The sequence below is a fragment of the Lelliottia sp. 7254-16 genome (assembly GCF_002922995.1).
In the GTDB taxonomy this organism is placed as follows: domain Bacteria; phylum Pseudomonadota; class Gammaproteobacteria; order Enterobacterales; family Enterobacteriaceae; genus Enterobacter; species Enterobacter jeotgali.
In genome coordinates this window covers 46,592-72,221 of sequence record NZ_PQVS01000015.1, presented here as the reverse complement: position 1 = coordinate 72,221, position 25,630 = coordinate 46,592, and the positions used below count along the sequence as shown (strand labels likewise).

Sequence of the window (25,630 nt, the reverse complement as noted above, 5' to 3'; positions counted from 1 at the left end):
TAAACCCTTAGCTCAAACCGAGCATTTTTTTAGCTGTGTCAATGTGAGGAGGAACGGTTACAACCGTGGCTGAAATCGCGCCGTAGGCATCCCGAATTTGCGACAGCGCGCTTTCAAGGTGACCCAGCGTGAGTTTTTGTTCTGATTCCAGAACGGCTTTTGGTAAGGCCAGACGCATCGCATTACGAATATCGCGACCAGATAGACCTTCAGAAAGTGAAGTGGCTTGCTCCAGCATAAGGTCTCGCGCATCGGCAAGAGGGATGGCTTCCACTAACAGTTTGGCCCAGATCCGGTAACGCTCGTCGGCACCGGGTAAGGTGAAACCGATGTGATGCGTAATGCGACTCAGGAAGGCACTATCGTAGTTTTTGACAAAGTTGGTGGCGAAAATAACAATGCCGGTATGCTTTTCCAGCTCAATGAGCAGCGTGGAACGCATGGCATTAACTTCGTTATCAATCCCCTGCGTAACGGAGGAAAGACGCTTGCCGAGAAGCGTATCCGCCTCGTCGAAAAACAAAACCGCCTTTTCATCGCTCGCCTGACGAAAGAGCGCCGCAATATTCTTCGCCGTTTCGCCCATGAATTTACTTTCCAGATCGGCAATGCTCATGGTCATAATGGTGTGCTGCAACGATCCCGCCAGCGCCTCAGCCGTGAGTGTTTTACCGGTTCCTGGTGGTCCAAAAAAATTCAGCACAATACCGTTGCCAAGAGGGTCAACTGATGAAAACCCCCACTCGACATAGATCTTATGGAAATACTCTATTTTGGCTTTGGCTTCATCAAGCTGTGCAATAACCTGCGCCGTTAGCGCCACATCACTTTCCAGCGTAAATCGCGGCGTTACTGCTGACGCAAAAGCCTTTTTATCCTCGATAACGGATTTCTCCAGCCCCTGCGTAAACTGCGGTCGAATACGTCCCAAAGACATGCTTTACCTCGCCCCAGACGGTCACAAATTTGGATTAAGTTTTTTGTAATAGTGGTTAACGGCAGCGCTGCGCAAAACTCCATTAAATTTCATGAAGTATTAAGTCGACCTACCAATATTGGGTGGCATAAATAAATTAGATCGGATGGCTGACAAATAGTGTCAGGGAATATTCGGCGTGGGAAAGAAAACAGAGATCAGAGTATTGCCGAAGCGGTGGCGTTATTCATACATGATCTGCCCACCAGTGAGAGGGCTATACCCTCGTACCTGGCGAGCAGTGGAATAAGAGAGTCAGGCTTTCAGAGGAATCGCAGTAAATGATTGAAGTTCACGTAAAAGCATAGCGTTATCTTCAGATTTAAATAACAGTCGTAAATCATCCTGTTTACGGTTGAACGCAAGAGACTGAGGGTCGGAACGCCCGCTGATGCTTTCTTTCACTTTGTCATTGCACCACTGACGATAATGCTCAAGTGTCAACGCATAACGACGTGCATTTTGACGCATCAGATGCTCAGCCAACCGGAATTTACCATAGCGATCGCAAAGCTGGCTTTCGACATAAATAGCTTTAGGCATGGTATCAAGCATGATGGTAATAAAATCGAGCACTTGTTCTAAATGCCTGTCACTGAGCTTATCGGCGTATGAAAGCAAATTATCAATAAACGACAGGACTTCATTTCTTTCACTGCTCATTTGGGCAATCAAATTCGCGGCAACATCGTGCGTCTCTTCGACCAGAGACTTATCCAGCAGCAAGACACGAGCCGATTCAACCACCCCAAAATAGCGTGACAGTTTTTCCATGTAGAAAATAACGTTCTGGGCATGAACATCGCCGGAAATGACGTCGAGGCTTTGTTGTAACTTATCAATTTTCTGTGCCAGGTACATTGTCTGCATCACCATTGCACCCACAATGACGCCCGTTGATAATCCCACGGCGGCCAGTTGCATTGTCTGGGCCATTTGCATCAGCTGCTTTACTTCGCCGATGGACGCGGTATCAAGCACCACCTCTTTCAGAGGCAAATGCTGAGCAATGCCTGATTTTCCTGACGCTGAATGCCAGTAAGCTACGCCATCACGTATGACAGCATGGCCTGTTTCGATAGCGCTTTTCACTTCTTTGTAGACATTGATCCAGTCAATGGTCAGCAAGGTCTCTTTCAAAAGAAATCCTCTTTTTGGTTCAGCATTTGCTGGCGCATCGCGGCTATTTGCACCACTGCGGGAAGCGTTACGCGAAAGGCTGGGCCGCTGATAGCAGGGATGGTCAGCAACGCAGTAATCGCGATACCTATTGGGCCAGCAAAGACACCGATCATACGAGCAAGCCCCGCATTCGCCGCCAAGGTCAGTCCTCTGCCAAGAACCGCTCTGGCAACCGCATTCGCCACAATCATTGCGACCTGATACGACATAAACCCGCCCATGCGAATGGCGGTGATAATAGAAGTGAGCGCTGCGCTGCTGGCGAGATTACCGTCAATCTTCAGCTCACTGCGAATCTTTTTCCGCTCTTCTTCGCTCATCTTTTCCCAGGAATCGCTAAACAACTTCGCCAGTAATGCCTGTTCAATATCCACCACTTCGGCTGAGAAATCTGTTTTTACCGATAACTTCTTACAGACATCGGTCAATATCTCTTTGTACATCACTCCATTACCCCGGAAAAGATTGACAAAGGTGTCGCCGCCAAAGTGCTGAAGTTCAGCCCCAATAAGTTGCCAGGCCTGTTTATAATCTTTGCCGACAGCCTGGAATGCTTTTTCACCGGTTAATGATTCGGTGTAACGTGTGGAGCCGTCTTTATCTGTGGTGAGGTATTTAACGAGGACTTCCAGCATCTCATTATCTGAATAGCGAAGTAGTTCAAGATCTTTATCTGCTCTAAATTTGCCCATAATCTCTTACCGTCTAAATGTTATTTCTAGCCCTGATAACGAAATTTGTTTTAAGCGAGTTATCAATAGTTATTAACGGCATCGCTGCCGAAAACTGCAATAAAAATAATTGTAGGCATTAAGATGACGGCCTTTGCTGAAAACAAAGACCGTCAGAGGGGAAGGTATTTACTCTTCGAAGAACCAGTAACCCTGGTTAATCAAATCCGTCAGCTCCGCGACAAACGCCGGATTTTGCAACGCGTCGCCCAGTTCGTCCTGGCCAAATTCGGTGTAACGGCACAGCACGTCAGCGGCTTTCGCATCCACCGTTTCCAGCTGTTCGCTGTTGATAAAGAAGCTGCCGCTCACGTTCAATACGCGCAGGCCGCTCAGACGAGACAGCGTTTCACCGCCCAGCAGCGCATCCAGCACTTCTTCCGGTTCATAGGCCGGTTCTGCCGCGGCGATATCCAGCTCATGGCGCGGAGTGCTGACAAAGCTGCCGAACCATTTTTTGAAATCTTCCGGCTGGCTGATCATCTCGATCATCATGCTGCGCAGGCGATCGAGCTCGTACTGCTCCACGCGGCCAGGGTGTTCGCGACAGGTCAGATCCGGATCGCTGTAGTGCTCGCCGCCCAGATCGTTTTCCAGCGCGTAATCGGCAAAACTGCTGATGAGGTCACGACCGTTTGGCCCACGGAAACCGACGGAGTAGTTCAGCGCGGTTTCATGGGTAAAGCCATCGTGCGGGAATCCTGGCGGAATATAGAGTATATCGCCCGGTTCCAGATCTTCGTCGATAATTGGCGTAAACGGATCGACGTGCAGCAGCGCCGGATGCGGACAGAACTGACGCATCGGCAGTTTATCGCCCACGCGCCAGCGGCGGCTCCCCATGCCCTGAATGATAAAGACATCGTACTGATCGATATGCGGGCCAACGCCGCCACCCGGAACGGAATAGGAGATCATCAGATCGTCCAGACGCCAGTCCGGCAGCACGCGGAACGGACGCACCAGCTCAGCGGACGGCATGTGCCAGTGATTCACCGCCTGCGCCAGCAGCGACCAGCCAGTTTCGCCCAGACCGTCAAAATGTTCGAATGGACCGTTGCTCGCCTGCCACTCACCGTTGAAATGGCTGACCAGACGGCTGTCGACTTCCGGCTCCATCGCCAGGCCCGCCAGCTCATCAGGTGTGATCGGATCGACAAAATTCGGGAAGGCATTTTTCAGCACAACGGGCTGTTTTTGCCAGTATTTTTCGAGAAATTCCGGCCAGTTGAGATTCAGTTGATACGCCATGGGAAAGCACCAGTGAGAAGGGAAACAGGTGCGATTATGAGAGACGGGCCGGGCGGCTGCTTTGTCGTGGGTCAATTGCCTGCCAAATCCCTCGCCCTTCAGCCGTTCGCATGACACACCGTGACAGTTTCAGCCTTTATGGTTATCGCCCGATCGTTAGCGACTTATATCGTTAACGTAATAGCGCGCTGTCATGAGGCCTGATATGAGCAATTTCACCGAACTCGCCGTTACTGGAAACGTTAAAACTACGATGGGAGTGTTCACGCGCAGGGATAATCCGTCAGTATTCTCGCCCGTCGCACATGAGTTGCCAGCCGGGAGCCGCGTGACCATTCACGGTGCGGTAGTGGGTGATGCGGTGGAAGGTAATGCGCACTGGTATCGGGTAGGAGAGGATACGTATATTTGGGCGGGAGCCTGTACGCGGCTAGAGCCGTATCCGGAATTTCCGGAAATGATCAGACCCAACTGGATTGCGATTATATTACATGAACGTTAGCGCCCGAAATCGGGCGCTAACAAGAACACTTAATCCAGTTTCAGCTCGTCATACTGGGTGATGATCTTGCCGACAATGCCGTAATCCAGCGCTTCGGCAGGAGACATCCAGAAGTTACGGTCGGTGTCTTTTTTCACTTTTTCGAGCGGCTGACCGGTCGCATCAGCAATCAGTTTGTTCACGCGATCCAGCATGCGGATGATCTCGCGCGCTTCGATCTCGATATCCGTTGCCTGACCACGCACGCCGCCCAGCGGCTGATGGATCATGAAGCGGGTGTTTGGCAGCGCGTAACGGTGCTCTTTTTTCGCCGCCAGGAAAATCGTGATCCCGGCGCTCGCCACCCAACCGGTGCCGATCACGTGCACGTCCGGGCGGATAAATTTGATAAAGTCATGGATGGTATCACCCGCTTCCACGTGACCGCCCTGGCTGTTGATGTACAGCTTGATCGGATCGTTGCTCACGCTTTGCAGCAGGATCAATTGAGTGATCACTTTTTCCGCCAGCGCCTGGTCGATTTCGCCGGAAATAATAATCGAGCGGGACTCGAGTAATTTCTGCTGCAGTGCGCCCGCGCCGTTTTTCCCTTCTGATTTTTCTGTGTTATCGCGATCTTTCTGTGTGAAGTGCATTGTTGTTATCCTCGGCTTTTAGCGCTCAAAGTCAGAGTGTAGCCTGTTTTGCCAGGCAAAGTCGTCAGGCGCACACAATGCGAACATCCTGAGTGGCAAATGCATCAAGAACCTCTTTGTTCATGCTCGCTTCAACCACCAGCAGGTCAATATCACCGGTTTTTGCGACCACGAAGCGCGCCACGCCGGGGATCTTATCGGTGGTCAGCGCCACGATCGTCTGGTTGCTCTGGGCGATCACCGTTTTCTTGAACTCGCAGTCGGCAAAATCAAAGCCGGTCAGCCCCATCTCTGGGTCCATCGCGCAGCCGCCGATAAAGGCTTGATCAAAGATAATCCCCTGGATCTGACGGGCCGCCGTCGCCCCGACCGCACCGCCGGAGGCGCGCTGGATCTGCCCGCCAGTCATGATCACTTCGCACAGAGGGTGGCGAAGCAGCTCCGCCGCGATCGCCGGGGAGTTGGTCACAATGGTCACTTTCAAATCCGCAGGTAGCGCCTTCGCCAGCGCCAGATTGGTGGTGCCCGTATCAATAAAGATGCAGCCGCCCGGTTTAATAAAGGTTGCTGCTTTCTGCGCGATCATGTCTTTTTTTGCGTGGTTTTTTGGCTCGCGACTGAGGAAGTTCCCTGCGTCAGGCAGCTGGAGCACCGCGCCACCGTACACCTTTTTGCACAGCCCTTCTTTGCTAAGCTCATGTAAATCACGGCGAATTGTGTGCTCTGAGACTTTCATCTGGGTGGCTAATTCTGTGCAAACCACTCTCCCGCTCTCCTGAAGGATCTTACGGATCAGGTCTTGTCGTTGTTCCGGAAAAGCAGCATAATCGAGCATAAATAGTCCTGTTAAAATCCAAATCGAGCATCAATGCGCATAATGTTGCATGACGCTCAACCTGTCAATCTGTACGCTGTGAAGGAGCGTGATGATGAATCGCAACAAGCCGTCGACCCCGTTGGCTGCCAGTCACCCGTATGATGGATTCTGGTTTCAACCCGTCATTCACGCGGAACGCTCGCAGCAAAAAGTACCGCGGGAGGAACTTCCCGCCCGGTTTCAGGAACATCATTCAATAACACCCAGTAAACAACGAGGCTTACTATGAACATTGCACACGTCGCACTCTGGACCCGTAACCTGCCAGCGCAGGTTGAGTTTTGGGAAACGGTTTTCGGAGGCCGCAGCAACGAGAAATACATCAGCAAAAATCGCCCTGGATTTGAGTCGCATTTTATTACGCTCACCGATGGACCAACGATTGAGCTGATGACGGTACCGGAACTGGCCGACGCGCCCGCGCATCCAGAATTTGTTGGCTGGGCGCATATCGCTCTCAACGTTGGCAGCAAAGCCAACGTGGATCGCATGGCGGAACAAGCACAGCAGAACGGCACGCTGCTCAGCGCACCGCGCATGACGGGAGATGGATTTTACGAAGCGGTGATCGCCGATCCAGACGGAAACCGGATTGAGCTGGTGGGCGAGTAATCCGCTACACTGGTGGCCTGGAACCCTTACATTGAGTCCACCATGAAACTGACCGCAGTCAGCGCCCTTCATTTCAGCTTTACGGAACTTACTGACATTCTGGGGCGCTGCTTTCAGAACTATTTCGTTCCTTTCTCGCTCACACCGGAAGCTTTTGCCCTGCGTTTCGGCTCCGAAGGGATGAGCGTGGAGGACTCCTGCGTCTGGCTGCAGAACGGTGAGCCGGTGGCCATCGCCATTATCGCCCGACGAGATTCTCTTGCTCGTCTGGCGGCGTTTGCCATTATTCCCGACCTTCGTGGGAAAGGGCTGGCGCGCGCGATGCTTGCGCCGTTGTTCGCAGCTCTGAAAACCAAAGGGGTGACACGTGTTTACCTGGAGGTGATCGCCGAAAACCACGCCGGGATTGCGCTGTACACATCGCTGGGTTTTCGCGATTCGCAGGCGCTGCACGGGTTTAAAGGCTCCTCGCCGGAAAACGCCCTGGGCGCGAAACTGCATACTGCCACGCCAGATGCTCTCAACCGCGCCGTTTATTCTGCACCATCGCAGGCCACGCCCTGGCAGTTGGATCCGCTGACGCTGCGATCCTTGCCCTGCACGGTGCTAAACACAGGTCAGGGATCATGGGCGGCCATCACGACTCACGGCCTGACGCCGCAGCTGCGCTATCTGTTTGTGGAACCGGCATCGCGCGGCAAGGGTGAGGCTCAGCGAATGTTGCAGATCCTGTGCGAGCAGTATCCTGGCATCAGCACCCCGGTCTCGGTGCCGGAGCGGTTGACGCCGCTGTTTTTGGCGGCAGGTTACGCTCAGATGGAGATTACGCAGCGCGAGATGATTAGCGACTAATCCGGCGAATAAAACCGCATCCCCGCATAGGATTTTTCCCGACACGCCGCCAGTCGCGCGGCGATATCGCCCACGTGCAGCTCCAGCTTATGTCCGTCCGGGTCGAGAAAATAGAACGACGCCCCTTCGCTTTTATTGTTTTTCCAGACGGTGACACCCGCCTGCTCCAGCTTGTGCGAGAAGGTGTCGAAATCGGCGGGTGCGACGCTGAACGCATAGTGGGTATAGTCGCTCACATCAGGCGGAACGTAGTCGCGGGTTTCGTCGAACGACAGACACAGCCAGAGATCGCCGCAGGTAAGATATGCGCCCTTGTCCCACTGCGCATGAAGCGACAATCCCAGCAGATCGCGCCAGAAATTTACGCTAGTTTGCAGGTTGCTGACGGCCAACGTGAGGTGATTCAGTGATTGCAGCATGTGATCTCCTGTTGTGTTTCGCTCAGAACATGATACGGTAATTCGATGAACAGAAAACACCTCCCCGCTTTCCATCACACCCAGTGGTGGCTGCCTTCTTAAAGGCGGCCCGGAATTGTTTTCCCTCTTTTCAGATAGCCGCCGAAAGGCGGCTATTGCATTTCTAAGACGTCTTTCGGCTTTTAAAACCTTAAGGAGTCTTACATGAACACCAAAACCACTATCCTGACTGGCGACCGTCCGACTGGCCCTCTGCATCTTGGGCACTATGTTGGATCGCTGCGCCAGCGCGTCGCGCTCCAGCAAGATTATCAGCAGTTTGTACTGGTCGCTGACCTGCAAGGTCTGACCGATAACGGCAGCAACCCGCAAAAAATCCGCGATAATATCCCCGAAGTGCTGGCCGACTACCTCGCCGCAGGCATCGACCCCGATCTCACGACGATCTGCCTGCAATCCGCCCTGCCTGCGCTGGCCGAACTGACGATGCTGTACATGAACATAGTCACCGTGGCACGCGTGGAGCGTAATCCGACAGTGAAAAATGAGATCGCGCAAAAAGGTTTTGCCCGCTCGCTGCCCGCCGGTTTTCTCGTGTATCCCATCAGCCAGGCAGCGGATATCACCGCATTTAAAGCAGAAGTGGTGCCCGTTGGCGATGACCAGTTGCCGATGATCGAGCAGACCAACGAAATCGTCCACAAGATGAATAGCCTGCTGCCCGCCCCGGTGCTGCGCCACTGCAAGGCGATGCTGAGCGACACCAGCCGACTGCCGGGCGTCGATGGCAACGCCAAGATGTCGAAATCCCTCGGCAACACGCTGCACCTGTCGGCAAGCGAAGAGACCATCCACCGCGTCGTCAGCGCCATGTACACCGATCCGAACCACCTGAAAGTGAGCGATCCCGGGCAGGTCGAGGGCAACGTGGTGTTTACCTATCTGGATGCGTTCCACGCCGATAAAGCGAAAGTCGCGGCGATGAAAGCCCACTATCAGCAGGGCGGACTGGGCGACAGAACCTGTAAAAACGAACTGGAAGTGTGCCTGCAGGAGCTGATCGCGCCGATGCGTGAACGTCGGGCGACCTACATTCAGGACAAAAGCCAACTGATGGCGATGCTGAAAAACGGCAGCGAACGGGCGCACGAGCTCACGCAGGCGACGCTCAAAGAGGTGAAACAGGGGCTGGGCGTGCCGGTGTTCTGAGGGACTGGTGGACGCCTGCCGGGCAGGCGTCCACAAAAGTTAATTTACCGAGACCGGACGATCCAGCCGCTCGTCGCCTTCCACATCCTGCGCGGAAGCATGACGCCGCTCCGCCAGCAGACGACAAATCTCCGCATGTTTCTCTTCGGTAAAGGTAAAGCGCGACATGCAGCCGAGGCGGATCAGCGAGCCAATCGCCGGAAGCAGACAAATGCCGAAGAACAGCCCGGTCAGCACGCCATCGCTCTGGGTTTGCGCCTGCGGCACGTAGCCGATCATCGTCAGGAACACGCCGATCAAGCCCCCGCCCACCGCCACCGACATCTTGCCGGTGAAGGTCTGTCCGGAGAAAGTGATCGCCGCACAGCGTTTATGGGTGTGGTACTCGGCGTACTCGATGGTGTCGGCGATCATCGACGAGGTGAGAATGTTGGTCATCATCACGAACAACGTACTGAGGCCAAGCAGGAGGAACAGCAGCGCCGTGTGCTGATACCCGGCGAACCACATCACCGCGCGCACCGCGATATCCAGCCCGCAGAGGATCATAAACAGTTTTCGCTTCTGCATCCTGCGCGTCAGCATCGGCGCAATAAGGCACACCACCGCAGCCACGATCCCCATTATCCCGATCGCCATCTGCAGGCTGCCGTCGCCGAGGTTGTAGATAAAGAAGTAGATGTAAATCCCGTTGGCGACGTTATGAAACACGCAGAAAAAGAACGACAGCAGGATGACGAACAGCGGTTTGTTCTGACGCAGATTGTGGAAGGTGTCTCGCATCGTCACCTTCTCCGCGCTCGGCGGGACGCGCTCTTTAATCTGCATAAAGCCGTTTAACATCAGCGGCAGGCCGAAGAGCATCATCACCAGCGCGGCCATGAAATAGCCTTTGTCGTTGCTGTACTGGGCAAAAAACGCCGCCAGTTTCGGGAAGAAGATATTCGCACAGGCGATCCCGGCGTTGACGCCGAGCATCGCCGCCGTCACCGCGCGGGTGCGCTGGGCAGAGTCGTTGGTCATTACCGACGACATCGACCAGAACGGGATATCGGAGATCGCGTACAGCGTCCCCCACAGAATATAGGTCACCCCGGCGTAGAGGATTTTGGTGGTCATGTCCGCTTCGATTTTATAGAACGACAGCAGCGTGACGCCGGTGATCAGCAGCGGAGCGATAAGCAAAAAATGCCGGAACTTGCCGAATCGACTGTTAATGGTGTCCATAATACTGGCGAACAGCGGATCGTGAACCGCATCCCAGACGCGGGCTATCAGGAAGATCGAGCTTGCCGCCAGGGCCGAGATCCCCAGCACGTCGGTGTAAAAATAGTTAATAAATGAACCCACTAAACCAAAACTAAAACACTGACCTAAACCATAGCCAAAATAGGACCACAACTCGTGAGACGGTATTTTCATTGTCGTTGCCATAGTGCGTACCTTGCTGTCCGGCGGCGTACCGCCGGATCGTTATTGTTATGCCTGCGGCTGCGGGGCGATTTTGCGCAACTTGCGCATCAGGGCGATTTCGCTGCGCGAGAACGGGATGCCGTTCTCTTCGAAGACGTCGTGGAACCACAGGCGGCAGTAGTCGGTCGAGCCGGTCATGATCACCGGCCACGGCAGCCAGGTCTGGGTTTTGCCGCGCACCAGGCCCCACTGATAGGGCGCGACCTTCGCGGTGTACATCAGCGGGAGTTGCTCTTCAATGGTGCTCCCGACGTGGCGTGCCAGCCATTCGGTACAGAACATCGGGCGGCCAAGCTGCTGTAACTGCTGGATAATCGCGGTCATGCGCCCGGTGTTGAGATAAGCGTGATAGCTCACCACGTCCGACAGTTCCAGCGCGGTTTGATCGAGCGGATGCTGAAAGAACGTCTCCCCCTCCACTTCCACATCTGGCGACACGCGCCACGCGCAGACGGTCAGCGGCTGCTCTGGATCTTCTTCCCGCGCCCATTGGAACGCCCGTTTCATCAGCTCATGCGCGTAGCTTTCCAGTTTTTCGTCGTACTGCACTTCCACGGTGCCCGTCGCAAAAATCCCGCGGTTGCCCGGCTCGTTGTAGAGATCCCACACCAGGACGCGTTTATCGTCGCGGAACTGGCGGATAACGTCGCGGATGTAGCGCTCAATGTGCGGCCAGCAGTCGCGATCGCACACTTTGTCGCGCCCTGGGCTCGCCGCCGCCTGGCTGTTGTGTTTACCTGGGATCGGCGGTTTTTGCGGGCCGAGATACGGCTCGTCGCCCGAGAACCCGCAGTCGTCCATCAGCGTCAGCATGGTGCTGAACCCGTGGCGGTTAGCAAGCGTCAGAAAGTGGTCAATACGCTCCAGCAATCCGTCGCGATCGTGTTCCCAGACGATAAATGGCAGGTTGATGCGCAGGGTGTTGTAACCCGCGTCCGCCGCCCAGCCCAGTTCGCGGTCGATGGTTTCGGGATCGAAGGTCTCCTGCTGCCAGATATCCGTCCAGTTCACCGCCGTCGACGGCAGATAGTTAAACCCGCACAGCCACCCTTTCTGCTGATACCACGCCTGCGCCTGTTCCTTGCTCCACTGCTGTTTCATCGTCGCCTCACTTGCTGATAATATTTAGCTAATAAATATTAGTTGAACTATAAATGAGCAAACTGGCGCGTTCAGAAAAGAGACAGCAATCACAAAGTTCAGGCTTGAGCGCATAAGAAACGTGATCGACCGCGCTTTGGAAGACGGTTAAGGTATGATGCTGTTTCTGAAGGGGGAGCGAGCGGATGAAGCGGAAAAACAAAATCACGATGAACGATATTGCGCGTGCGGCGGGGGTGTCGCAGGCGACGGTATCGCTGGTGCTCAACCAGTCCCGCAACATCAAGCTCAGCGACGAGACGCGCCAGCGGGTGATCGGCGTGGCCGCCGAACTCGGCTACAATCGCCTGCCCGCCATCCACGCGCCGCGCAACCAGGAAGAGGTGGCGCTGCTGGTCAGCTCCCTGCAAAGTTACGACCCCTTTATCGACGCCATCAGCCAGGCGCGGGATGCGGCCTGGCGCAACGAGACGCTGCTGACCGTGTACGACTACGGCGACGACGTGGAGCTGGCCCTGAACATCATCCGCCAGCTGGAGAAGCGCAACTGCGTGGGGATTATCCTCGCCTCCCCCGTCACCACTCTGGTGGACATGACCGATTTCCAGGACTGCACGCAGCTCCCGCTGGTGTTGCTCAACCAGCGCGACCCCGGTTCGCCGCTGCTGCCGTCGTTCATTCCCGACGACTTCGCCAACGCCTTCCAGGTGACGCGCCATCTGATTGCTCAGGGGGCCACGCGCATCGCGCACATCACCGGCGAGAGCTGGATGGAAGCCACCCGCCAGCGTAAGGCGGGCTACCAGGCCGCGCTCGAACAGGCCGGGCTGTCGTTCGACGAGAGCCTGGTGCGCCCGACCAACTGGCAGTTCAGCGAGTCCTTCACCGCCACCGAGTCCCTGCTGGCTTTGCCGGAACGCCCGGACGCGATCTTCTGCGCCAGCGACTGGCTGGCGATTGGCTGCTATCAGGCGCTGGCGGTGAACAACGTGCAGATCCCGCAGGACATGCTGCTGGCGGGCTACGACGATCAGAAGATTTCCGAACAGCTGACTCCGGCGCTGACCAGTATTCAGCTGCCTTATAGCGAGCTGGGGCGGTTAGCCGTGGAGTATCTGTGCAATCAGGAAGATGCGGCGACGCATGTGACGCTGGCGGGAAGGTTGCGGGTGAGGAGATCGAGTGAGAGGGAATGATGGGGGATATTGAGGTGTAAATGCATCTTCCCCCTCAAATCACATCATGCTGTCTGCCGTTCATTCCATGCATCATGCGCTAACAGATTACCGTCCTTATACAGATGCGTAATTTTCTCGTAATTCAACGCAACATCTTCCATATGACCCGTACCTGGACAGCCTCGCGTATCATGCATGATAGGGCTGACAGAGATCACTTTCACACCCTCCAGGGTAATCCGGTAGTACTCCACCTCCTGGCCCGCATCGTTGATGTGGTAGAACCTGAATTCAGCCGATTTGAACGTCTGGCCGGTTGCCGCTGCTTTGAAGAGATACGGAGAAGCACTCTCGAGCTCTCTAGTGAACTGAAAGGGTGAGTGTTGGCGAGTTCCCGTTACCTTTCCCGTTGATGAATCGGTTGGAATACTTAAATTATGATGCAATCCTCTTAGTTCTATACTGCCCTCCCGGTCCCTGACATCGGAAGAACCTCTAATTACCGCACCGCCGTCATCGGTTAAAAATAAGTGAACAGGTACAGCCATTTTATGCTCCTTGCGTGAGATTAGTCATATAACCATTTGCCAGCTTTTGCTGATTCAATCAGCATTCCAATTGTGAAATCTGGGACGGGTATTGGGGGAAATTTTTTAAAAGGATTCCACGAGAAAGATTCATCTGGGTAGTATGTTTTAATATTGAAATTACCTTTATCCACCTGAAAATCTCTAAAAAACTCATCCATAAGATCTTCTACCTCTCCAACATCAAGATGCATATCAGTATCAAGGTCCGTGTCTGCATTTAACAGTTGCTGTTTTTTTTCATTATTAAAAAGCCATACACCATTATAGCGTCTGACTAATGCATAAATGCGCTGTTCAATGTCATTCACCATAATTTATCATTACCTCTCGCGATCCGATAATAGTCCCGTACGGAACAATATGTGATTTGTACGACATCACTTGCTAAGATCACATAGCCGACAAGAGGAATGGTTCGACCGACAAAAGTGCCTATTTTCGCTACCATTCTGCGCTCTGCCGTCCAGGGCGTATACCCACCTACCCATGTAGGTAATTTTATACCTAAAGGAAACTTAGCCGTTTTAAAAAATCGTCTCATTGCTTTAGAAGCCCGAGACGTACCCGCTTTGGCTCCCTTTGGTTTTTGTCTGGTTTTCTGATTATTAAAACCAGTATAGAAAGCGACTATCGCGCCAACATCTTCAATACCAAAATGATCAGCGGTAGTCTCACAAAAAATCATAAAAAAAAGTTCACCTGCCGTTAGATTGGATCTCCCTGCATAAAAATAAGTTCCATTTAGTTCTTCAACTGTATCCATTGCAAGTCCATTTTTTATTTAAAATTTAACAATCACAAAACGGAATTCAAATGCATTCTGAGAACCACCCCATAATTTGTAAAACACTCAGCGAACGGTTTTCAAAAGAAAAAACATCAGTTAAACAGCAATATACAGAATAAAATATTCACCATGTATATATATTCGAAAGAGTCCAAAACACTCTTATTATGTTTTATATTCATGTGGACTTTATTCTATTTACTGATTAAATTTACAGGTGTATTTAACGCGATGCGGACATGCGCCAACACGTCCGCACCGCTAATCACAATCACTATTAACAGAGAATAGTAACCATGACTAACGTCGATTGTATTGCAGATTCATTTGAACCAGAAGTGTTCCCCGCCGATAACCGCATGTTCACCGTAAGTTATGCGAGCCGTTTTCACGATCACGCCCGTATGCCAGCCTTTATCATGAAGGGCTACTGGCTGGACGAAGCCGGATTCAGCACCGGCACCAAAGTGGACGTGAAGATTATGAAAGGCTGCATGATCCTGACCGCACGGGAGCCAGAACCGGAAGAAACGGAGATGGAGAAGCTGGTGCGCGATGTGAGTAAGCTTTCAGCGCGCAAGCAGAAGCAGGTGGTGGAGTTTGTCGGTGTGATATCGGCGAAGGGTTCGAAAGGCTGAAAAATCAATTGAGTGGGGAAGGCGCCGATGGGCGCCTTTTTTGTTGGTTGTGAGATGTGGGTGGTTGATTGGGAGGGGTTTTGCGAGCATCATCGCAATTATTTAGCTTATTTCGTAACGCGATGACTCCCAGTAAAACCCTCGAACAGGCAATTGCCGACATCAATATCTGGCTCAAAGGCGGTGAACGTGCGCCGCATAAACCGCTATTGCTCTTATATGTCCTGGCAAACTATCAGCGCGGCCACGCTCGAATGTTCGACTATGGTTCGGAAGTGCGCGAGCAGCTCCACAGTCTTCTGGAACGTTTTGGCCCACAACGCGCTCAGTACCGCCCCGACATGCCTTTCTGGCGTCTCAAAGGCGACGGCTTTTGGGAGTTGCAAAATGATGAACATTGCTCGACGACCGGCAGTAAACAGCCACCCGCCGGGGAACTGGTGAAGTACAACGTCGCTGGCGGTTTCGATGAAGAACACTATTCACGCCTGACGAAAAACAAAAATCTTATCGGCTCTCTGGCGCAGCAAATCCTGGAAGCCCACTTCCCCGAAAGTACCCAGGAAGAAATTGCCGACGAGATGGGCTTTGATATCCAGCAGATCCGCAAAGTTCGCGATCCCCTCTTCCGTCAGCAGGTGCTCCGCGCCTACAACTACGAATGCGCGATCTGCGGATTCAATATGCGCCATGACAATGCCTCCGTCGGCCTCGAAGCCGCACATATCAAATGGAAACAACATGGTGGACCCTGTGAAATCCCGAACGGACTAGCGCTGTGCGCGATACACCATAAGGCGTTTGATAAGGGATCGATTGGGCTGGATGAGAATATGCAGGTGCTGGTGTCTGAGGCGGTGAATGGAAGCGGGATTGTGGGACGGTTGTTCTGGGATTTTGCCGGGAAGCAGATTGCGTTGCCGATGGTGAAAGGGAATTATCCGCGGGAAGGGTTTGTGGAGTGGCATCGGAGGGAGGTGTTTAGGGGATGAGGGCGAAGGCCGGACTCGCATAACTCAATCAACCGCCTGATTTCAATATGTTTTATTTTTAACACTTAGAACTTATACCCGCACTTGTACCCACAAGTTAAAATCCGTATAAAAAATAGACGTTACTTGCGTGTATAAAGCCATGTCAGTAGAACACCTATATAACCTTATAATTCAAGATGTAGGTAGGCAGAACTGCTTTCCTCAAGGGCAACAACTGAACAAATCACCTGAGAGGTAGTTGGTGAGCCATGACCCAAAACGGAGTCATAAACTAAACCATATGTCAAACTTTGGATGGACATTAGAATATGGAAAATAACAGAATCAACAAACGCTTTATAAAACTACGTGCTTGGTTTTTAACACTCCTTACACCTGCGTTCGCATCAACTTCTATTGCAGCATTGTTTGTATGGTCGCATCTTGCGCGTATTGGACAAACAGGACTTTTTTTTGACAGTATCTCTTTTTCATCATTGTTCAGTTATCTGATGGTGTTTGCCAGTGTCAGCATGCTGCTTTTTTGCATCGTATTATTTATGCCCTCGCTACTGACGGGACTCTTTATTTCCAACTATCAGGGGGAAAGTAGTTTACGGAATGAGCTGACAGAGAACAATATCAAAATCGTTCTGCTGACCTCGCTATTGTCAACACTGATATTTTTTGGCTATTTTTTCCTCATACACCACGCAGGAAAAGAAGAGGCACAGAATGTGTCTCTTCAGTTAGGTACTATCTGGCTATGCAGCTTTGTACTTTCTCTGTGGTTCAACGGCCCTATTACCTATAGACAGATAAGCGCAGCAGGTAAGTGGAAGAAGATCAAAAAGATTCTTTCTATGCATGTTTTACAGCCAATGCTCTTCTCCCTGACTGCATGCATATATATTTTTCCTCTTGAGTTATTTCTTCGTACATTGGAGTTTCCGGACGGAACAAACGAGATGTGGCAGGCGTTGAGTGTTATAGCGCTATCTATTTTTCTGATTATTTTTTCACTTATTCCCGGCGTTGTTTTCCTCAGGTTAAGAACCCGCACCAGCTTGTTAAATCAGGTGACTGTAACTGGTGGAATCATGGCTGGAATACTATTCATCATTTTTACGTTTGTGCATATGGTACCAGCTCTAATACTAACGATGTTCCTTAAAACATCAGGAATAATGGACCTGACTCCTCATATTTATGGAGTACCAACTGCCTCATATCCTGCTGAATATTTTAGAGACTCAGCCTGGCAGGGCGTACGCTCTTCAGATGAAAAATACTATTTACTTAAGGCAGTAAAAATTTATTCACTCGGTGATATACGCCTTATCTGTCCACTAAATATCATTCAATCATACAAAGACAGTCTTCAATACCAACTATTGGATACCGACTATGATGATAGCGTTCGTGGCAAACTTCAGGATGCAGTTTCTCAATGCCGTAGGGTAAAGAGTCAGGAACTGCTGACACTTGAAAAATTACCACAAGTGGAAACCAAAAAGTAAACTAGCAAGAAATGCGCAGCGATGTCCACTTAAGCAAAAAGTGAACATCGCAGTGGTGTTGGGAGGGGATTACCCATTAATGATATGGCTAACCGTGGGAAAGAGAATAACACGGATTTTAAATCAAGTTTTTCCCATCAGAAAAACGCAGGCTAGAACTTTGCAAACTGTCACCAATGAAAAATGGCACAACCCATAAACGCAGTGGGTTTTCCTTTTGATGGCTGAATTCATAGGGATGAGGTAATGGCTGACTAAAACCCTCATGCGAAGGATAAATCAGCAGCATATCCCCTATTCCCTCCTGATAATTCACACCGTAGGCTAGCATCTGGTAGAGGTCAGCCTGCGACTGTTCGAGTGTCGCCTTTCCGCTCTCTACCATTTTCCATTTAACATCACAAATCATCGGCTGATCCCAATTATCACCACGAGGCCGTAGATGGATATCGGGTCTAAGCTTAAATAACCCTTTGCCATTGAGACGAACCAAGGTGTGTGAATCCACCTGCGCCTCCACATGCCAGTTATCGTTATAACGATGACGCATCCATGCAGTTACAAAAGATTCGAACACAGCTTCCATTGGAAAGAGCAATGAAATGGCGTTGGCATCTCCCTGCATGCAATGGGGAGACTGTCCCATCAAAATCAGCCGTGCCCATGCCAAGGCAAGTTCATAGTGACGCATATGTCTGTCGAGACGTACCTGGTCGAAGGCCATGCAAACATCACCAACAGGCGCAATATCGTCAAAGTGCACCTGTAAAGAGTTAACTTGTATTAGTAGCTGCGGGTTGCTGATCTGACGACGGATCTTATCGATGGCTGTTTTCAGTATCCGGTTTTCCGGACGTTCGGCGCTGTAATCGTCAAACTCCACCTGAAAGCGATCCCGACGCACGCAGTTTTTGCTTAATTGAGCGGAGACCCTTAGCTTCCCTTTCATCCACGGCAGATTGTCCTGCTGACGTATGTAATCACGCTTTAGACCCTGGCGCACAATCTGCTGTACGCTATCGATAAACTGCTGAATAAATACATCCATCAGCGGCATCTTCGAGGTTCGGACTCTGGATGCTGAAGTAGCAATATGGCGAAAAGATTTTAACGTGCGTAGCATCATCAAAAGCTGCTGACGTGCAATATCAATGTTGTCTTCACGCCGTCCCGTTTTTGGCAATACTTCAATAAACGCATTACCCGGAAGAGAGATAACACCAGCATAATTTTTTACTTGAAGCGTTTTTACACTACCCCGACTGCGCAGGGTTAGCAGACGATGAGTGTTATCCGCATCATCTTTTAGACAACGTTGTTCAAGCCACTCAAACAGCTTGCTGGGCAGAACGACCGCATTATTTATGCGGCCCCTATCTTTCTCGTCAACCAGGAGTCCGTATTCGAAGACGGTAAAGTTTTGACGAGACGTCATTCCCTGCTCCCAGGGTTACTATTATTTAGCGCATAAATTTGTTGCCAAGCGAGCGGATTATCCCAGACATCGTCGCTCTCAGAGGCCAGATGGAAACTGGCACCGATATCATGCAGATCTTCAGTTCCGCTATTGCCAAAAAGATCCGCAAACTGTTTCTGGTCTTTCACCTCACACACGAATTGTAGGTGCGGGTTTTCGCTTTTTTGATTGTCGCCCAGCACCATACGGATTTTTTGCCAGTCGTTGTAGAAGTACTCCTCCAGCAGTGGCAGCACCTTGTTTCGCATAATCCGCTTGAGCCTTTCAAATGCCAGCTCTTCGTCCTCTTTTACCTGAACAACTGGGATGAAAAAGGCATGGCCTAATGTATGTTCTCTATCGTACAGCACCTGAATGCGGTCATTCAAAGTCTGCAGAAGGCGTGGCAAATCAATCCCTTTGATTACCGTATCTTTCAAGACATCAATATCCGGCAGCATAGCTTCAAACTCAAATCTGCGGCGCAAGGCGGTATCCAATGCCGTGAGCGAACGATCGGCGGTATTCATGGTGCCAATTAAATAGAGATTATTCGGCACGCTAAATGGGGTGGAAGAATAAGGAAGCATTACGCTAAGAGCCTCCGGTTCTCCGGCACGTTTAGAGGTTTCTATCAGGGTGATCAGTTCGCCGAAGATTTTGGAGATATTGCCACGATTAATTTCGTCAATAATCATAACGTAGTTTTGACGTTTTTCAGATACAGAATCCTGTGGGTTGGAAGGCAAACCTTCCTGTTTAATCAGGTAATTAAGGATACTACGTACATATGACGGATTATGTACCTTTGCCTGAGGGTTTTGGTAAACCAGACTGATATTCTTGAGGTAAGCATTGTAACCCTGCCCTAAATCCTCTTTTTTCGATTGCGACGGGAAGATACCAAAGGTGGTCTGGCTCTTGTAAGCCAGTTGGAAAGCTTTGCCCTGCAGCGTTTCAAGAGTAATGCTTCCACTTTCAGATAGACGTTCTTGTAGGCGGGCAAGTGCCTCGTCAAGCTTCTGCTGAACACCTGCGTGGCCAAAAGCAGCATCTTCACAAATTTGCTTAAAAATGCCCGCTTTGATTTCGTAGCGCACATTACCATCGTCGGTGGTCTCTGCTCTTAGCCCTTCGATGAACTCTTCATAGCCAAAACTCTGATGGAAGGTGATAAAGCGCACCCGCTTTTCATCAATCAGGCTGTCATAAATCTTTTTCAGCTCACGGCGTTTTTCGTGCTCCTCTTTACCTTCCTGAAGCGAGTAGGCTGCCGGTTCGCAAGCGCGTACGGCCAGATCGATTGTGCGGTAAGTTTTACCAGTGCCTGGCGGGCCATAGAGGATAGTATTTTTTGGCAGTTGCGGGGTGGTAACTTCCTCGTCTTGATCGTCTTCCGGCAAGGTAGTCTCGTTACCAATTAATCCAATATCGTTCTTCTTCTGAATAACCTGCGTATAGAGATGCCAGAGCGACATATTCAGCTCGATAGGATCGACATCATCACCTAGTGCGCGGTGCAATGCTTTCTTGAGATCAAGATTGCGAGCGAACCACTCCTGATCCTCTGAAAGGCCAAGTTGAAAATGGTTATTACAGTAGTTGTAACTGCTGAAAAAATTGCTGATATTCACGACGTTGGTAATTTTAGACGGGTAGAGTGCGGCAAAGGCGCGATGGCATAGAGCCCAGTAAACCTTGTTCAATACTCCGTCCGTTTTAAGTTTAATAAGGCGCTTAATCACCCGGTCGTAATTCTCCTGCGTACATTCTTCTGCCATTAGACGGGTTAGAGCGAGCAGCTGTTTTTGCGCCGTTTCGAATTCAAACTGGGACATTCCACCCTGTCTGAGGCTGGAGATTCCATTGCTGCGTTCGTACCAAATCTGTCGAATTGTATCCGTAGAGAAGTTGGGTTTTTCGGCTTGGATCTGTTCTACGAGCTGACGATAGTGCTTGCCCCAGTTTGGGTTGTATTGATTGTTTTTTGCGATATGAGAACGAAAGAAAGGGGCTAATGTAGAGGAATCCTGAACCATCACATACTCCGTGTGTAAGGTGATTTAAAAGTGGAATACTCACATCTTATCGGATTAATCTTAATTTCGTCACTACCTGTTCAAGCAAGGTATTAAGAAATTTAGTTAAATATGATTTATAACAAATTCAGTTAATTACTATAAAAAATGCCCAATTTGGTATCCAATGGCTTTAAAGATCACTGCTGCTAACCGGATACGGCATCAAGTTGATATATGAGTTTTTTATGCTGCACCAAGGCTGCAGCATCGCGGCCAGTGCCTACTCGTTCAATACTTGTCGTGCGGATGAGTTCATTGTGTTCCGTAATACGTCGGGTTCTATTTGCATCTTTAATTTTCCATAAAAGTACGCACGCCTACCGGGAATAGCAGGCGTGCAACATTGGAAGGTACAGAGGTAAAAAACAGAAGTGAGGCTCGGGCAATTTAAGTATTCATTAATCCGGTAGCTCGCCTTGCTCTGAGAATATCGGTAGCGGTCAGGAATGGTGTCTGCTCCTGCCAGGTGAATCCCTTGCGGTCGGTGCGTACCAGTTCATAGCGTTCTACCAGGAAATTCACCGCGTCGGCCAATGTTATTCCCGCTTCGATATGTTCCTGAATGGCCGCGTCCTCATGGAATGGCGTGTCGTTGAGTGTCAGGCCGTAATGCTGCTCCAGCAGATACGTTAGCAATTGCTGCCAGACCTGCACGGGCGACAGGCGTGACGAAACCGGCATCGTGGCCGGTACAGTTGAGATTTGCATATGTTGAGTCTCTTAAATAAAGGAACGGAAGATTTGATTGCTTACAAAGCTAAGACGATGCGGAGGTTCAGTCTTTAACCTGATTTGAGGGATAAATTGCGGTATACACATACCCATGACTGCCCAGCGTATCGGCTTCACAGGTCAGCCCGTTACGGTACAGTGTGACACAGTGCGCGTACCGGGAATTCAGCTCACAGGAGAGCAGCATCAGCTCCAGATGTGCGACAAAATGTGGGAAGGCTTCATCCAGATGTCGGGCCTGCATCTCGCTGAATGAGCCGGTGAAACCAGCACGATCTGCCAGAAAATACAGACGATGACCTTCCTGTACCAGTCGGGCTCCGAAACACGGTGTGATATCTCGTTTAAGCCCCCAGGTTTGGGTAGCGTCTTTGTTCATAATTTTATTCCTGTTAAAGAAGACCATGTTCGGCGAATGAGAATATTTGCCTGCCGCCGACAATCAGGTGGTCGGGGACCCGGATCTCCACCAGCATGAGCGCCTGTACCAGTCGTTGGGTGATGGCTTTGTCTGCCTGGCTCGGAGCAACCTCCCCTGAGGGGTGGTTATGGGCAAATATCACTGCTGCCGCGTTAAAGTACAGGGCGCGTTTCACCACCTCGCGAGGATGAACTTCAGTGTGACTGATGGTGCCGGTAAAAAGCGTTTCATGGGCAAGCAGTTGGTTCTGGTTATTGAGATACAGCACGACAAATTCTTCCCGCTCAAGGGTTCCCAACTTCAGCCTGAGCCAGTCGCGAGCAGCCTGCGTGGAAGTAAACGCCACACCCGGTTCGCGCAGGTGCTGGTCAAGCAGACTCAGGGCTCGTTTGATGGTGCGCAGTGAGGTCAATGGCAGTTCCGGTGTAAAGAGAGTCAGTTGTTTCTCCATGACAAAACTCCTTAATCAATGATGGCAAGAATGGCATGGGATTCAGGGTGCTGCAGAGCGTAATCTCGCAGTCGGTAATAATGCTCTGTCATGGCATCGCACTCAGTACGACAGGCGTGATGGCTGTACTCAATCAGACACACGGCAATGCCAGCGGCTTCCGCACTCATTTCTGCGCCATTGCCGTTCATGTTGTTGGACAAATTCCATATCTCATCGCTGCCAACATCCGGTGCCATAAAAGCACCACCATTGCTCAGCGTGTAAAAACTCCAGATCCCGCCACAGTAATCCGTACAGAAGCGGTCCATCCAGGCGAAGATGCGAGGCTCTAAGGTTGTCCACTGTGGGATCGAGCCAAAGTGTTGTGGCCAGAAACCGATGCGCTGCTCATCGGGTAGCGGCGTGGCGGTGAGAATTAGCTGTGGCTCGTTAGCTGGGGTAAAGGTGTGCATATTCATAGTGTTCTCCGGGAATAAAAACGCCAGCATGTCTGGCTGGCGTGATGGGAAATAATTAATGTGCGTGCTGCGTGCTCACGGGTTTTGCGTGAGAAATTAATGTGCTGATGTCTCCTTCAGAATGCCGCACTGTCGGATATACGGGTTAAGTCCGGCTCCGGCGTCTGGTTCAAAATTCCATGCCCGCCTGGCCATCCGGCCTTCGCGGTCACGAACGACCAGGCGAAAATGGCTGTGCTGGTCATCTTCAATGGTGATATTGCGATACGTTGCCGTGACAACTTCCGCCTGTGCCCGGGTGAAAGGACCCGGTGGCAGTAACACTGACTGGAACATTTCAGGCTCCTGATAAAAGAAAACCCCGGCAGCCTGGTGGCTGTCGGGGTTGGATTGCATGTCGAAATGAATGTATCAGTCGTTAGTGCAGTCCGCTAACGTTGGCAGGACCTTTTGTGCATTCTGCACATCAGGGTTAAACGTTCCAACTTTCCGGTCATTGACGTAGACCTCGAACTGCGAGGCCTTGCGAATATCCATGATGAAGCCGTACCAGGCGTTATCCCCGTTACGCCAGCCAAGGCTGGACGGAATGGCGTATTGCTGATGGTTCATCACCACCGTGATGTCGGTACCGTCATCATGCGAACTGACCGTTTTGTCTCCCGCGAGGGTAAGAAAAACCGAGTGCTGGTAGATACCGTTCTGGTCCGGATTTTCCGTACAGTTGATGGTAAATATCTTACCGCTGGCGTCCGTCACGTTGTATTCCGCATTGCCCTGACCGTACCCCTGCTGCCAGAGTCCGGGAACCGCAGAAGCATTAAAGCTCACGAGCAGTACGCCTGCCAGCGCAAACCGGCTGAGTGAACGTGTTTTCATTTCTTCCTCCTTTATCTTTGTTTTTATTCCTGATTATCAGGATTTGACGGTATCAGCAGCCGCCCCATCAGTTTGCCGTCATGGGAGTATTCGAAGTATTTTTCCTTCGTATATGGGTCCGTGACCTCGTGGTATTCCAGTTTGATGTTGTCAGCAATACACATCGCATTCATCAGCGGCTGCACGGTTTTTTCCTCCATATCCACCAGATAGTAATAACTGCCGCCCTCGCAACCTTCCGGCGACTGGCGGGTACGTAAGACCTGCAGGGTGAGACCGGTGGAGAAGCCAATCTGTGTCCATTCCTCACTGACATCATCCTGGCGGCTGGCCACGTCTCTGAAGCGCGGAGGCGTGAGGTCTTTGAATTTGCTGATGGCTTTCAGGTCATCACTCCTGTCATCGCAGGCGCTCAGCAACAGGGTGGTGGCAACCAGTGCCAGCAGAGGAAATGTTTTACGTTTCATTATTTTTTTTCTGAAATCAGACGAACGACTTTGGCAAAGACATAAATCCCCACGAAAATGCCTACCGGAACACCGACGAATGGCGTCAGCGCAACACTGGCGGCACCGGCTGCGCCACCGCCCGTCAGCAGTGCGGCAACGGTACCAAGTGTCAGGGCCGTGAGGCTGTCGGACACCCCGGTTTTGTTCAGAATGATGACGATGACAACAATGGCGATAATGGCAATAACGGGCATAGGGCTCCTCCTTGTTGCCGGGTTGATAACAAAACCTGCACTATTCCGGTGGGTTGTCAGCCGGAACAAACGCAAGCAGTGACTGCTGGATAAAGCGAAAATGGGGTAAGGCCTGAATGAACACCGGGTCTTCTGCCAGGCGGCACAGACTGTCATTACGGCGGAACGTCTCCTGCAGGGGCTGAACCAGATGGATTTCATCCAGGGTGAATACGGCGATATGTCCGCCGTGCTCACCCACCAGGTACCAGGCCTGCTGGTGGATGAGCAACCGACAGGGAGCCAGTCGCTCACAGCGCTGTCCATCCGAAATCAGCATCACCCGCCTGCGCCCGGTAATAGCCTGAATCAACCGCCAGAAAGACAATGAGCCAGACGGTGAAGGGAGCGGATTGGCGGGCGATATCACGCAGGGAGACTCGTCACACATCAGCAGTGCGTTCACCAGGCGTCGGTCAAGGCCAGGAAAAAGCCCGGCCAGCCCGCTCCGGTGGGCAAAGATAAGCACATCTGGCACCATCTGCATCTCACTGCCAGCAGTACGTAAGCGGCAGTAGCCGGACTGATATTCCAGGTCCAGATACATCAGCCGCTCACGAAAATCCCGCCGCAGTGTGCGCACCGACACGCTAAACTCAGCGGCCAGTTTGCGTACGCTCAGCGTTTCCCCCGCCACCAGACGGCTGATTATCAGTGACAGCCTGACAGCCAGCCGGTCATGCCGGCGTTCTGCCTGTGTCATGAATGGTTCTCCGTGAAAGTTAACTGACTGAAAATGATGTGAATACTTTAAAGAGGGGTGCGGACAGGGTATGGACACTGCAGAAACTATTTTTCATTTCTGCAAAAGTCAGATGTGGTGGGGGTTACAGGTCATCTTCGAGGGAGTGAGATCTGTCAGTACGTTGAAATGCGGACAGGTGGTGTCCGATATTAACA

Annotated in this window: 30 protein-coding genes; 7 read left to right on the top strand and 23 right to left on the bottom strand. The window is 51.4% G+C overall.

The window, feature by feature from the left end:
* Positions 1-7: 7 nt before the first annotated feature.
* The 6 genes from C3708_RS18125 to C3708_RS18095 form a co-directional block, all read right to left on the bottom strand.
* Complete coding sequence (locus C3708_RS18125; RefSeq protein WP_103949879.1) at positions 8-937, bottom strand: ATP-binding protein; 930 nt, start codon at positions 935-937, stop codon at positions 8-10.
* Between the two features lie 294 nt (positions 938-1,231).
* On the bottom strand, positions 1,232-2,116 hold the full coding sequence (locus tag C3708_RS18120; protein ID WP_103949880.1) for a hypothetical protein: 885 nt from the start codon (positions 2,114-2,116) through the stop codon (positions 1,232-1,234).
* Entirely contained in the window at positions 2,113-2,850 is a 738-nt protein-coding gene (locus tag C3708_RS18115) for a DUF3944 domain-containing protein (RefSeq protein WP_103948245.1), read from the bottom strand. Before C3708_RS18115 ends, C3708_RS18120 begins: the two co-directional genes overlap by 4 nt.
* Before the next feature lie 168 nt (positions 2,851-3,018).
* Positions 3,019-4,140, bottom strand: a complete 1,122-nt coding sequence (locus C3708_RS18110) for a cupin domain-containing protein (protein WP_095280614.1) — start codon at positions 4,138-4,140, stop codon at positions 3,019-3,021.
* Positions 4,141-4,671: 531 nt separating this feature from the next.
* Positions 4,672-5,277 (bottom strand): ATP-dependent Clp protease proteolytic subunit, encoded by a 606-nt coding sequence (locus tag C3708_RS18100; RefSeq protein WP_095280612.1) that lies wholly within the window; start codon positions 5,275-5,277, stop codon positions 4,672-4,674.
* A 64-nt stretch (positions 5,278-5,341) separates the two neighbouring features.
* Complete coding sequence (locus C3708_RS18095) at positions 5,342-6,112, bottom strand: DeoR/GlpR family DNA-binding transcription regulator (RefSeq protein ID WP_095280611.1); 771 nt, start codon at positions 6,110-6,112, stop codon at positions 5,342-5,344.
* 267 nt (positions 6,113-6,379) lie between these two features.
* Here C3708_RS18095 and C3708_RS18090 point away from each other — a divergent pair, with 267 nt between their 5' ends.
* Together C3708_RS18090 and C3708_RS18085 are read left to right on the top strand one after the other, a co-directional pair.
* Positions 6,380-6,766, top strand: coding sequence for a VOC family protein (locus C3708_RS18090; protein ID WP_103949881.1), 387 nt, complete (start codon positions 6,380-6,382; stop codon positions 6,764-6,766).
* A 42-nt stretch (positions 6,767-6,808) separates the two neighbouring features.
* Entirely contained in the window at positions 6,809-7,618 is an 810-nt protein-coding gene (locus tag C3708_RS18085; RefSeq protein ID WP_103949882.1) for a GNAT family N-acetyltransferase, read from the top strand.
* Here the strand turns inward: C3708_RS18085 and C3708_RS18080 are convergent.
* A complete protein-coding gene (locus tag C3708_RS18080) occupies positions 7,615-8,037 on the bottom strand; it encodes a FosA family fosfomycin resistance glutathione transferase (protein WP_103949883.1) in 423 nt (140 codons plus the stop codon). The genes C3708_RS18085 and C3708_RS18080 overlap by 4 nt on opposite strands.
* A 204-nt stretch (positions 8,038-8,241) precedes the next feature.
* Here C3708_RS18080 and trpS point away from each other — a divergent pair, with 204 nt between their 5' ends.
* The gene (trpS, locus tag C3708_RS18075) at positions 8,242-9,246 is read left to right on the top strand and encodes a tryptophan--tRNA ligase (RefSeq protein ID WP_103949884.1); all 1,005 of its coding nucleotides are present in this window, start codon (positions 8,242-8,244) and stop codon (positions 9,244-9,246) included.
* 39 nt (positions 9,247-9,285) lie between these two features.
* Here the strand turns inward: trpS and C3708_RS18070 are convergent, their stop codons facing one another.
* The gene (locus tag C3708_RS18070) at positions 9,286-10,680 is read right to left on the bottom strand and encodes an MFS transporter (RefSeq protein ID WP_103949885.1); all 1,395 of its coding nucleotides are present in this window, start codon (positions 10,678-10,680) and stop codon (positions 9,286-9,288) included.
* 45 nt (positions 10,681-10,725) lie between these two features.
* Positions 10,726-11,820, bottom strand: coding sequence for a cellulase family glycosylhydrolase (locus C3708_RS18065; protein ID WP_103949886.1), 1,095 nt, complete (start codon positions 11,818-11,820; stop codon positions 10,726-10,728).
* 185 nt (positions 11,821-12,005) lie between these two features.
* Between C3708_RS18065 and C3708_RS18060 the strand changes: the two genes are divergently transcribed.
* Positions 12,006-13,016, top strand: a complete 1,011-nt coding sequence (locus C3708_RS18060) for a LacI family DNA-binding transcriptional regulator (protein WP_103949887.1) — start codon at positions 12,006-12,008, stop codon at positions 13,014-13,016.
* Between the two features lie 44 nt (positions 13,017-13,060).
* Here the strand turns inward: C3708_RS18060 and C3708_RS18055 are convergent, their stop codons facing one another.
* Genes C3708_RS18055 through C3708_RS18045 form a run of 3 tightly spaced genes read right to left on the bottom strand, consistent with a single transcriptional unit; the run spans position 13,061 to position 14,351 of the window.
* Positions 13,061-13,546, bottom strand: coding sequence for a type VI secretion system tube protein TssD (locus C3708_RS18055; RefSeq protein WP_103949888.1), 486 nt, complete (start codon positions 13,544-13,546; stop codon positions 13,061-13,063).
* Between the two features lie 20 nt (positions 13,547-13,566).
* Positions 13,567-13,899, bottom strand: a complete 333-nt coding sequence (locus C3708_RS18050) for a DUF1493 family protein (protein ID WP_095280602.1) — start codon at positions 13,897-13,899, stop codon at positions 13,567-13,569.
* Positions 13,893-14,351: an STM2901 family protein gene (locus C3708_RS18045; protein WP_103949889.1), complete on the bottom strand. Its 459-nt coding sequence runs from the start codon at positions 14,349-14,351 to the stop codon at positions 13,893-13,895. Before C3708_RS18045 ends, C3708_RS18050 begins: the two co-directional genes overlap by 7 nt.
* Before the next feature lie 320 nt (positions 14,352-14,671).
* Between C3708_RS18045 and symE the strand changes: the two genes are divergently transcribed.
* From symE to C3708_RS18030, 3 genes are all read left to right on the top strand, one after another.
* On the top strand, positions 14,672-15,013 hold the full coding sequence (gene symE / locus C3708_RS18040; RefSeq protein ID WP_103949890.1) for an endoribonuclease SymE: 342 nt from the start codon (positions 14,672-14,674) through the stop codon (positions 15,011-15,013).
* Positions 15,014-15,135: 122 nt separating this feature from the next.
* Positions 15,136-16,005: a phosphorothioated DNA-binding restriction endonuclease gene (locus C3708_RS18035; RefSeq protein WP_103949891.1), complete on the top strand. Its 870-nt coding sequence runs from the start codon at positions 15,136-15,138 to the stop codon at positions 16,003-16,005.
* Between the two features lie 311 nt (positions 16,006-16,316).
* A complete protein-coding gene (locus C3708_RS18030; RefSeq protein ID WP_103949892.1) occupies positions 16,317-17,507 on the top strand; it encodes a hypothetical protein in 1,191 nt (396 codons plus the stop codon).
* Positions 17,508-17,625: 118 nt separating this feature from the next.
* Here the strand turns inward: C3708_RS18030 and C3708_RS18025 are convergent, their stop codons facing one another.
* The 11 genes from C3708_RS18025 to C3708_RS17970 form a co-directional block, all read right to left on the bottom strand.
* The gene (locus tag C3708_RS18025; protein WP_103949893.1) at positions 17,626-18,942 is read right to left on the bottom strand and encodes an McrC family protein; all 1,317 of its coding nucleotides are present in this window, start codon (positions 18,940-18,942) and stop codon (positions 17,626-17,628) included.
* Positions 18,939-21,002 carry an McrB family protein gene (locus tag C3708_RS18020; protein WP_103949894.1) on the bottom strand — a complete coding sequence of 688 codons (2,064 nt, stop codon included), beginning with the start codon at positions 21,000-21,002 and terminating at the stop codon, positions 18,939-18,941. The genes C3708_RS18025 and C3708_RS18020 overlap by 4 nt, the downstream gene beginning before the upstream one ends.
* 429 nt (positions 21,003-21,431) lie before the next feature.
* Positions 21,432-21,752 (bottom strand): TA system toxin CbtA family protein, encoded by a 321-nt coding sequence (locus C3708_RS18010; protein WP_103949895.1) that lies wholly within the window; start codon positions 21,750-21,752, stop codon positions 21,432-21,434.
* Between the two features lie 67 nt (positions 21,753-21,819).
* Complete coding sequence (locus tag C3708_RS18005; RefSeq protein ID WP_103949896.1) at positions 21,820-22,155, bottom strand: type IV toxin-antitoxin system YeeU family antitoxin; 336 nt, start codon at positions 22,153-22,155, stop codon at positions 21,820-21,822.
* Between the two features lie 13 nt (positions 22,156-22,168).
* Positions 22,169-22,648 carry a DNA repair protein RadC gene (radC, locus tag C3708_RS18000; protein ID WP_103949897.1) on the bottom strand — a complete coding sequence of 160 codons (480 nt, stop codon included), beginning with the start codon at positions 22,646-22,648 and terminating at the stop codon, positions 22,169-22,171.
* Positions 22,649-22,659: 11 nt separating this feature from the next.
* On the bottom strand, positions 22,660-23,109 hold the full coding sequence (locus C3708_RS17995; protein ID WP_103949898.1) for an antirestriction protein: 450 nt from the start codon (positions 23,107-23,109) through the stop codon (positions 22,660-22,662).
* Between the two features lie 96 nt (positions 23,110-23,205).
* Positions 23,206-23,445 (bottom strand): DUF905 domain-containing protein, encoded by a 240-nt coding sequence (locus tag C3708_RS17990; protein WP_103949899.1) that lies wholly within the window; start codon positions 23,443-23,445, stop codon positions 23,206-23,208.
* Positions 23,446-23,520: 75 nt separating this feature from the next.
* Positions 23,521-23,988, bottom strand: coding sequence for a protein YfjT (gene yfjT / locus C3708_RS17985; protein WP_103949900.1), 468 nt, complete (start codon positions 23,986-23,988; stop codon positions 23,521-23,523).
* Positions 23,989-24,011: 23 nt separating this feature from the next.
* The gene (locus tag C3708_RS17980) at positions 24,012-24,455 is read right to left on the bottom strand and encodes a YfjS/YafY family lipoprotein (RefSeq protein WP_103949901.1); all 444 of its coding nucleotides are present in this window, start codon (positions 24,453-24,455) and stop codon (positions 24,012-24,014) included.
* Entirely contained in the window at positions 24,455-24,691 is a 237-nt protein-coding gene (ypjK, locus tag C3708_RS17975; RefSeq protein WP_103949902.1) for a protein YpjK, read from the bottom strand. Before ypjK ends, C3708_RS17980 begins: the two co-directional genes overlap by 1 nt.
* A gap of 40 nt (positions 24,692-24,731) precedes the next feature.
* Positions 24,732-25,433 carry a WYL domain-containing protein gene (locus C3708_RS17970; protein ID WP_103949903.1) on the bottom strand — a complete coding sequence of 234 codons (702 nt, stop codon included), beginning with the start codon at positions 25,431-25,433 and terminating at the stop codon, positions 24,732-24,734.
* Positions 25,434-25,630 lie beyond the last annotated feature (197 nt).

Bases quoted from the DNA above. Each gene is read 5' to 3' on its own strand.
- C3708_RS18125 (WP_103949879.1), bottom strand. From the start codon at position 937: ATGTCTTTGGGACGTATTCGACCGCAGTTTACGCAGGGGCTGGAGAAA.
- C3708_RS18115 (WP_103948245.1), bottom strand. From the start codon at position 2,850: ATGGGCAAATTTAGAGCAGATAAAGATCTTGAACTACTTCGCTATTCA.
- C3708_RS18110 (WP_095280614.1), bottom strand. From the start codon at position 4,140: ATGGCGTATCAACTGAATCTCAACTGGCCGGAATTTCTCGAAAAATAC.
- C3708_RS18100 (WP_095280612.1), bottom strand. From the start codon at position 5,277: ATGCACTTCACACAGAAAGATCGCGATAACACAGAAAAATCAGAAGGG.
- C3708_RS18095 (WP_095280611.1), bottom strand. From the start codon at position 6,112: ATGCTCGATTATGCTGCTTTTCCGGAACAACGACAAGACCTGATCCGT.
- C3708_RS18090 (WP_103949881.1), top strand. From the start codon at position 6,380: ATGAACATTGCACACGTCGCACTCTGGACCCGTAACCTGCCAGCGCAG.
- C3708_RS18085 (WP_103949882.1), top strand. From the start codon at position 6,809: ATGAAACTGACCGCAGTCAGCGCCCTTCATTTCAGCTTTACGGAACTT.
- C3708_RS18080 (WP_103949883.1), bottom strand. From the start codon at position 8,037: ATGCTGCAATCACTGAATCACCTCACGTTGGCCGTCAGCAACCTGCAA.
- trpS (WP_103949884.1), top strand. From the start codon at position 8,242: ATGAACACCAAAACCACTATCCTGACTGGCGACCGTCCGACTGGCCCT.
- C3708_RS18070 (WP_103949885.1), bottom strand. From the start codon at position 10,680: ATGGCAACGACAATGAAAATACCGTCTCACGAGTTGTGGTCCTATTTT.
- C3708_RS18065 (WP_103949886.1), bottom strand. From the start codon at position 11,820: ATGAAACAGCAGTGGAGCAAGGAACAGGCGCAGGCGTGGTATCAGCAG.
- C3708_RS18060 (WP_103949887.1), top strand. From the start codon at position 12,006: ATGAAGCGGAAAAACAAAATCACGATGAACGATATTGCGCGTGCGGCG.
- C3708_RS18055 (WP_103949888.1), bottom strand. From the start codon at position 13,546: ATGGCTGTACCTGTTCACTTATTTTTAACCGATGACGGCGGTGCGGTA.
- C3708_RS18050 (WP_095280602.1), bottom strand. From the start codon at position 13,899: ATGGTGAATGACATTGAACAGCGCATTTATGCATTAGTCAGACGCTAT.
- C3708_RS18045 (WP_103949889.1), bottom strand. From the start codon at position 14,351: ATGGATACAGTTGAAGAACTAAATGGAACTTATTTTTATGCAGGGAGA.
- symE (WP_103949890.1), top strand. From the start codon at position 14,672: ATGACTAACGTCGATTGTATTGCAGATTCATTTGAACCAGAAGTGTTC.
- C3708_RS18035 (WP_103949891.1), top strand. From the start codon at position 15,136: ATGACTCCCAGTAAAACCCTCGAACAGGCAATTGCCGACATCAATATC.
- C3708_RS18030 (WP_103949892.1), top strand. From the start codon at position 16,317: ATGGAAAATAACAGAATCAACAAACGCTTTATAAAACTACGTGCTTGG.
- C3708_RS18025 (WP_103949893.1), bottom strand. From the start codon at position 18,942: ATGACGTCTCGTCAAAACTTTACCGTCTTCGAATACGGACTCCTGGTT.
- C3708_RS18020 (WP_103949894.1), bottom strand. From the start codon at position 21,002: ATGGTTCAGGATTCCTCTACATTAGCCCCTTTCTTTCGTTCTCATATC.
- C3708_RS18010 (WP_103949895.1), bottom strand. From the start codon at position 21,752: ATGCAAATCTCAACTGTACCGGCCACGATGCCGGTTTCGTCACGCCTG.
- C3708_RS18005 (WP_103949896.1), bottom strand. From the start codon at position 22,155: ATGAACAAAGACGCTACCCAAACCTGGGGGCTTAAACGAGATATCACA.
- radC (WP_103949897.1), bottom strand. From the start codon at position 22,648: ATGGAGAAACAACTGACTCTCTTTACACCGGAACTGCCATTGACCTCA.
- C3708_RS17995 (WP_103949898.1), bottom strand. From the start codon at position 23,109: ATGAATATGCACACCTTTACCCCAGCTAACGAGCCACAGCTAATTCTC.
- C3708_RS17990 (WP_103949899.1), bottom strand. From the start codon at position 23,445: ATGTTCCAGTCAGTGTTACTGCCACCGGGTCCTTTCACCCGGGCACAG.
- yfjT (WP_103949900.1), bottom strand. From the start codon at position 23,988: ATGAAAACACGTTCACTCAGCCGGTTTGCGCTGGCAGGCGTACTGCTC.
- C3708_RS17980 (WP_103949901.1), bottom strand. From the start codon at position 24,455: ATGAAACGTAAAACATTTCCTCTGCTGGCACTGGTTGCCACCACCCTG.
- ypjK (WP_103949902.1), bottom strand. From the start codon at position 24,691: ATGCCCGTTATTGCCATTATCGCCATTGTTGTCATCGTCATCATTCTG.
- C3708_RS17970 (WP_103949903.1), bottom strand. From the start codon at position 25,433: ATGACACAGGCAGAACGCCGGCATGACCGGCTGGCTGTCAGGCTGTCA.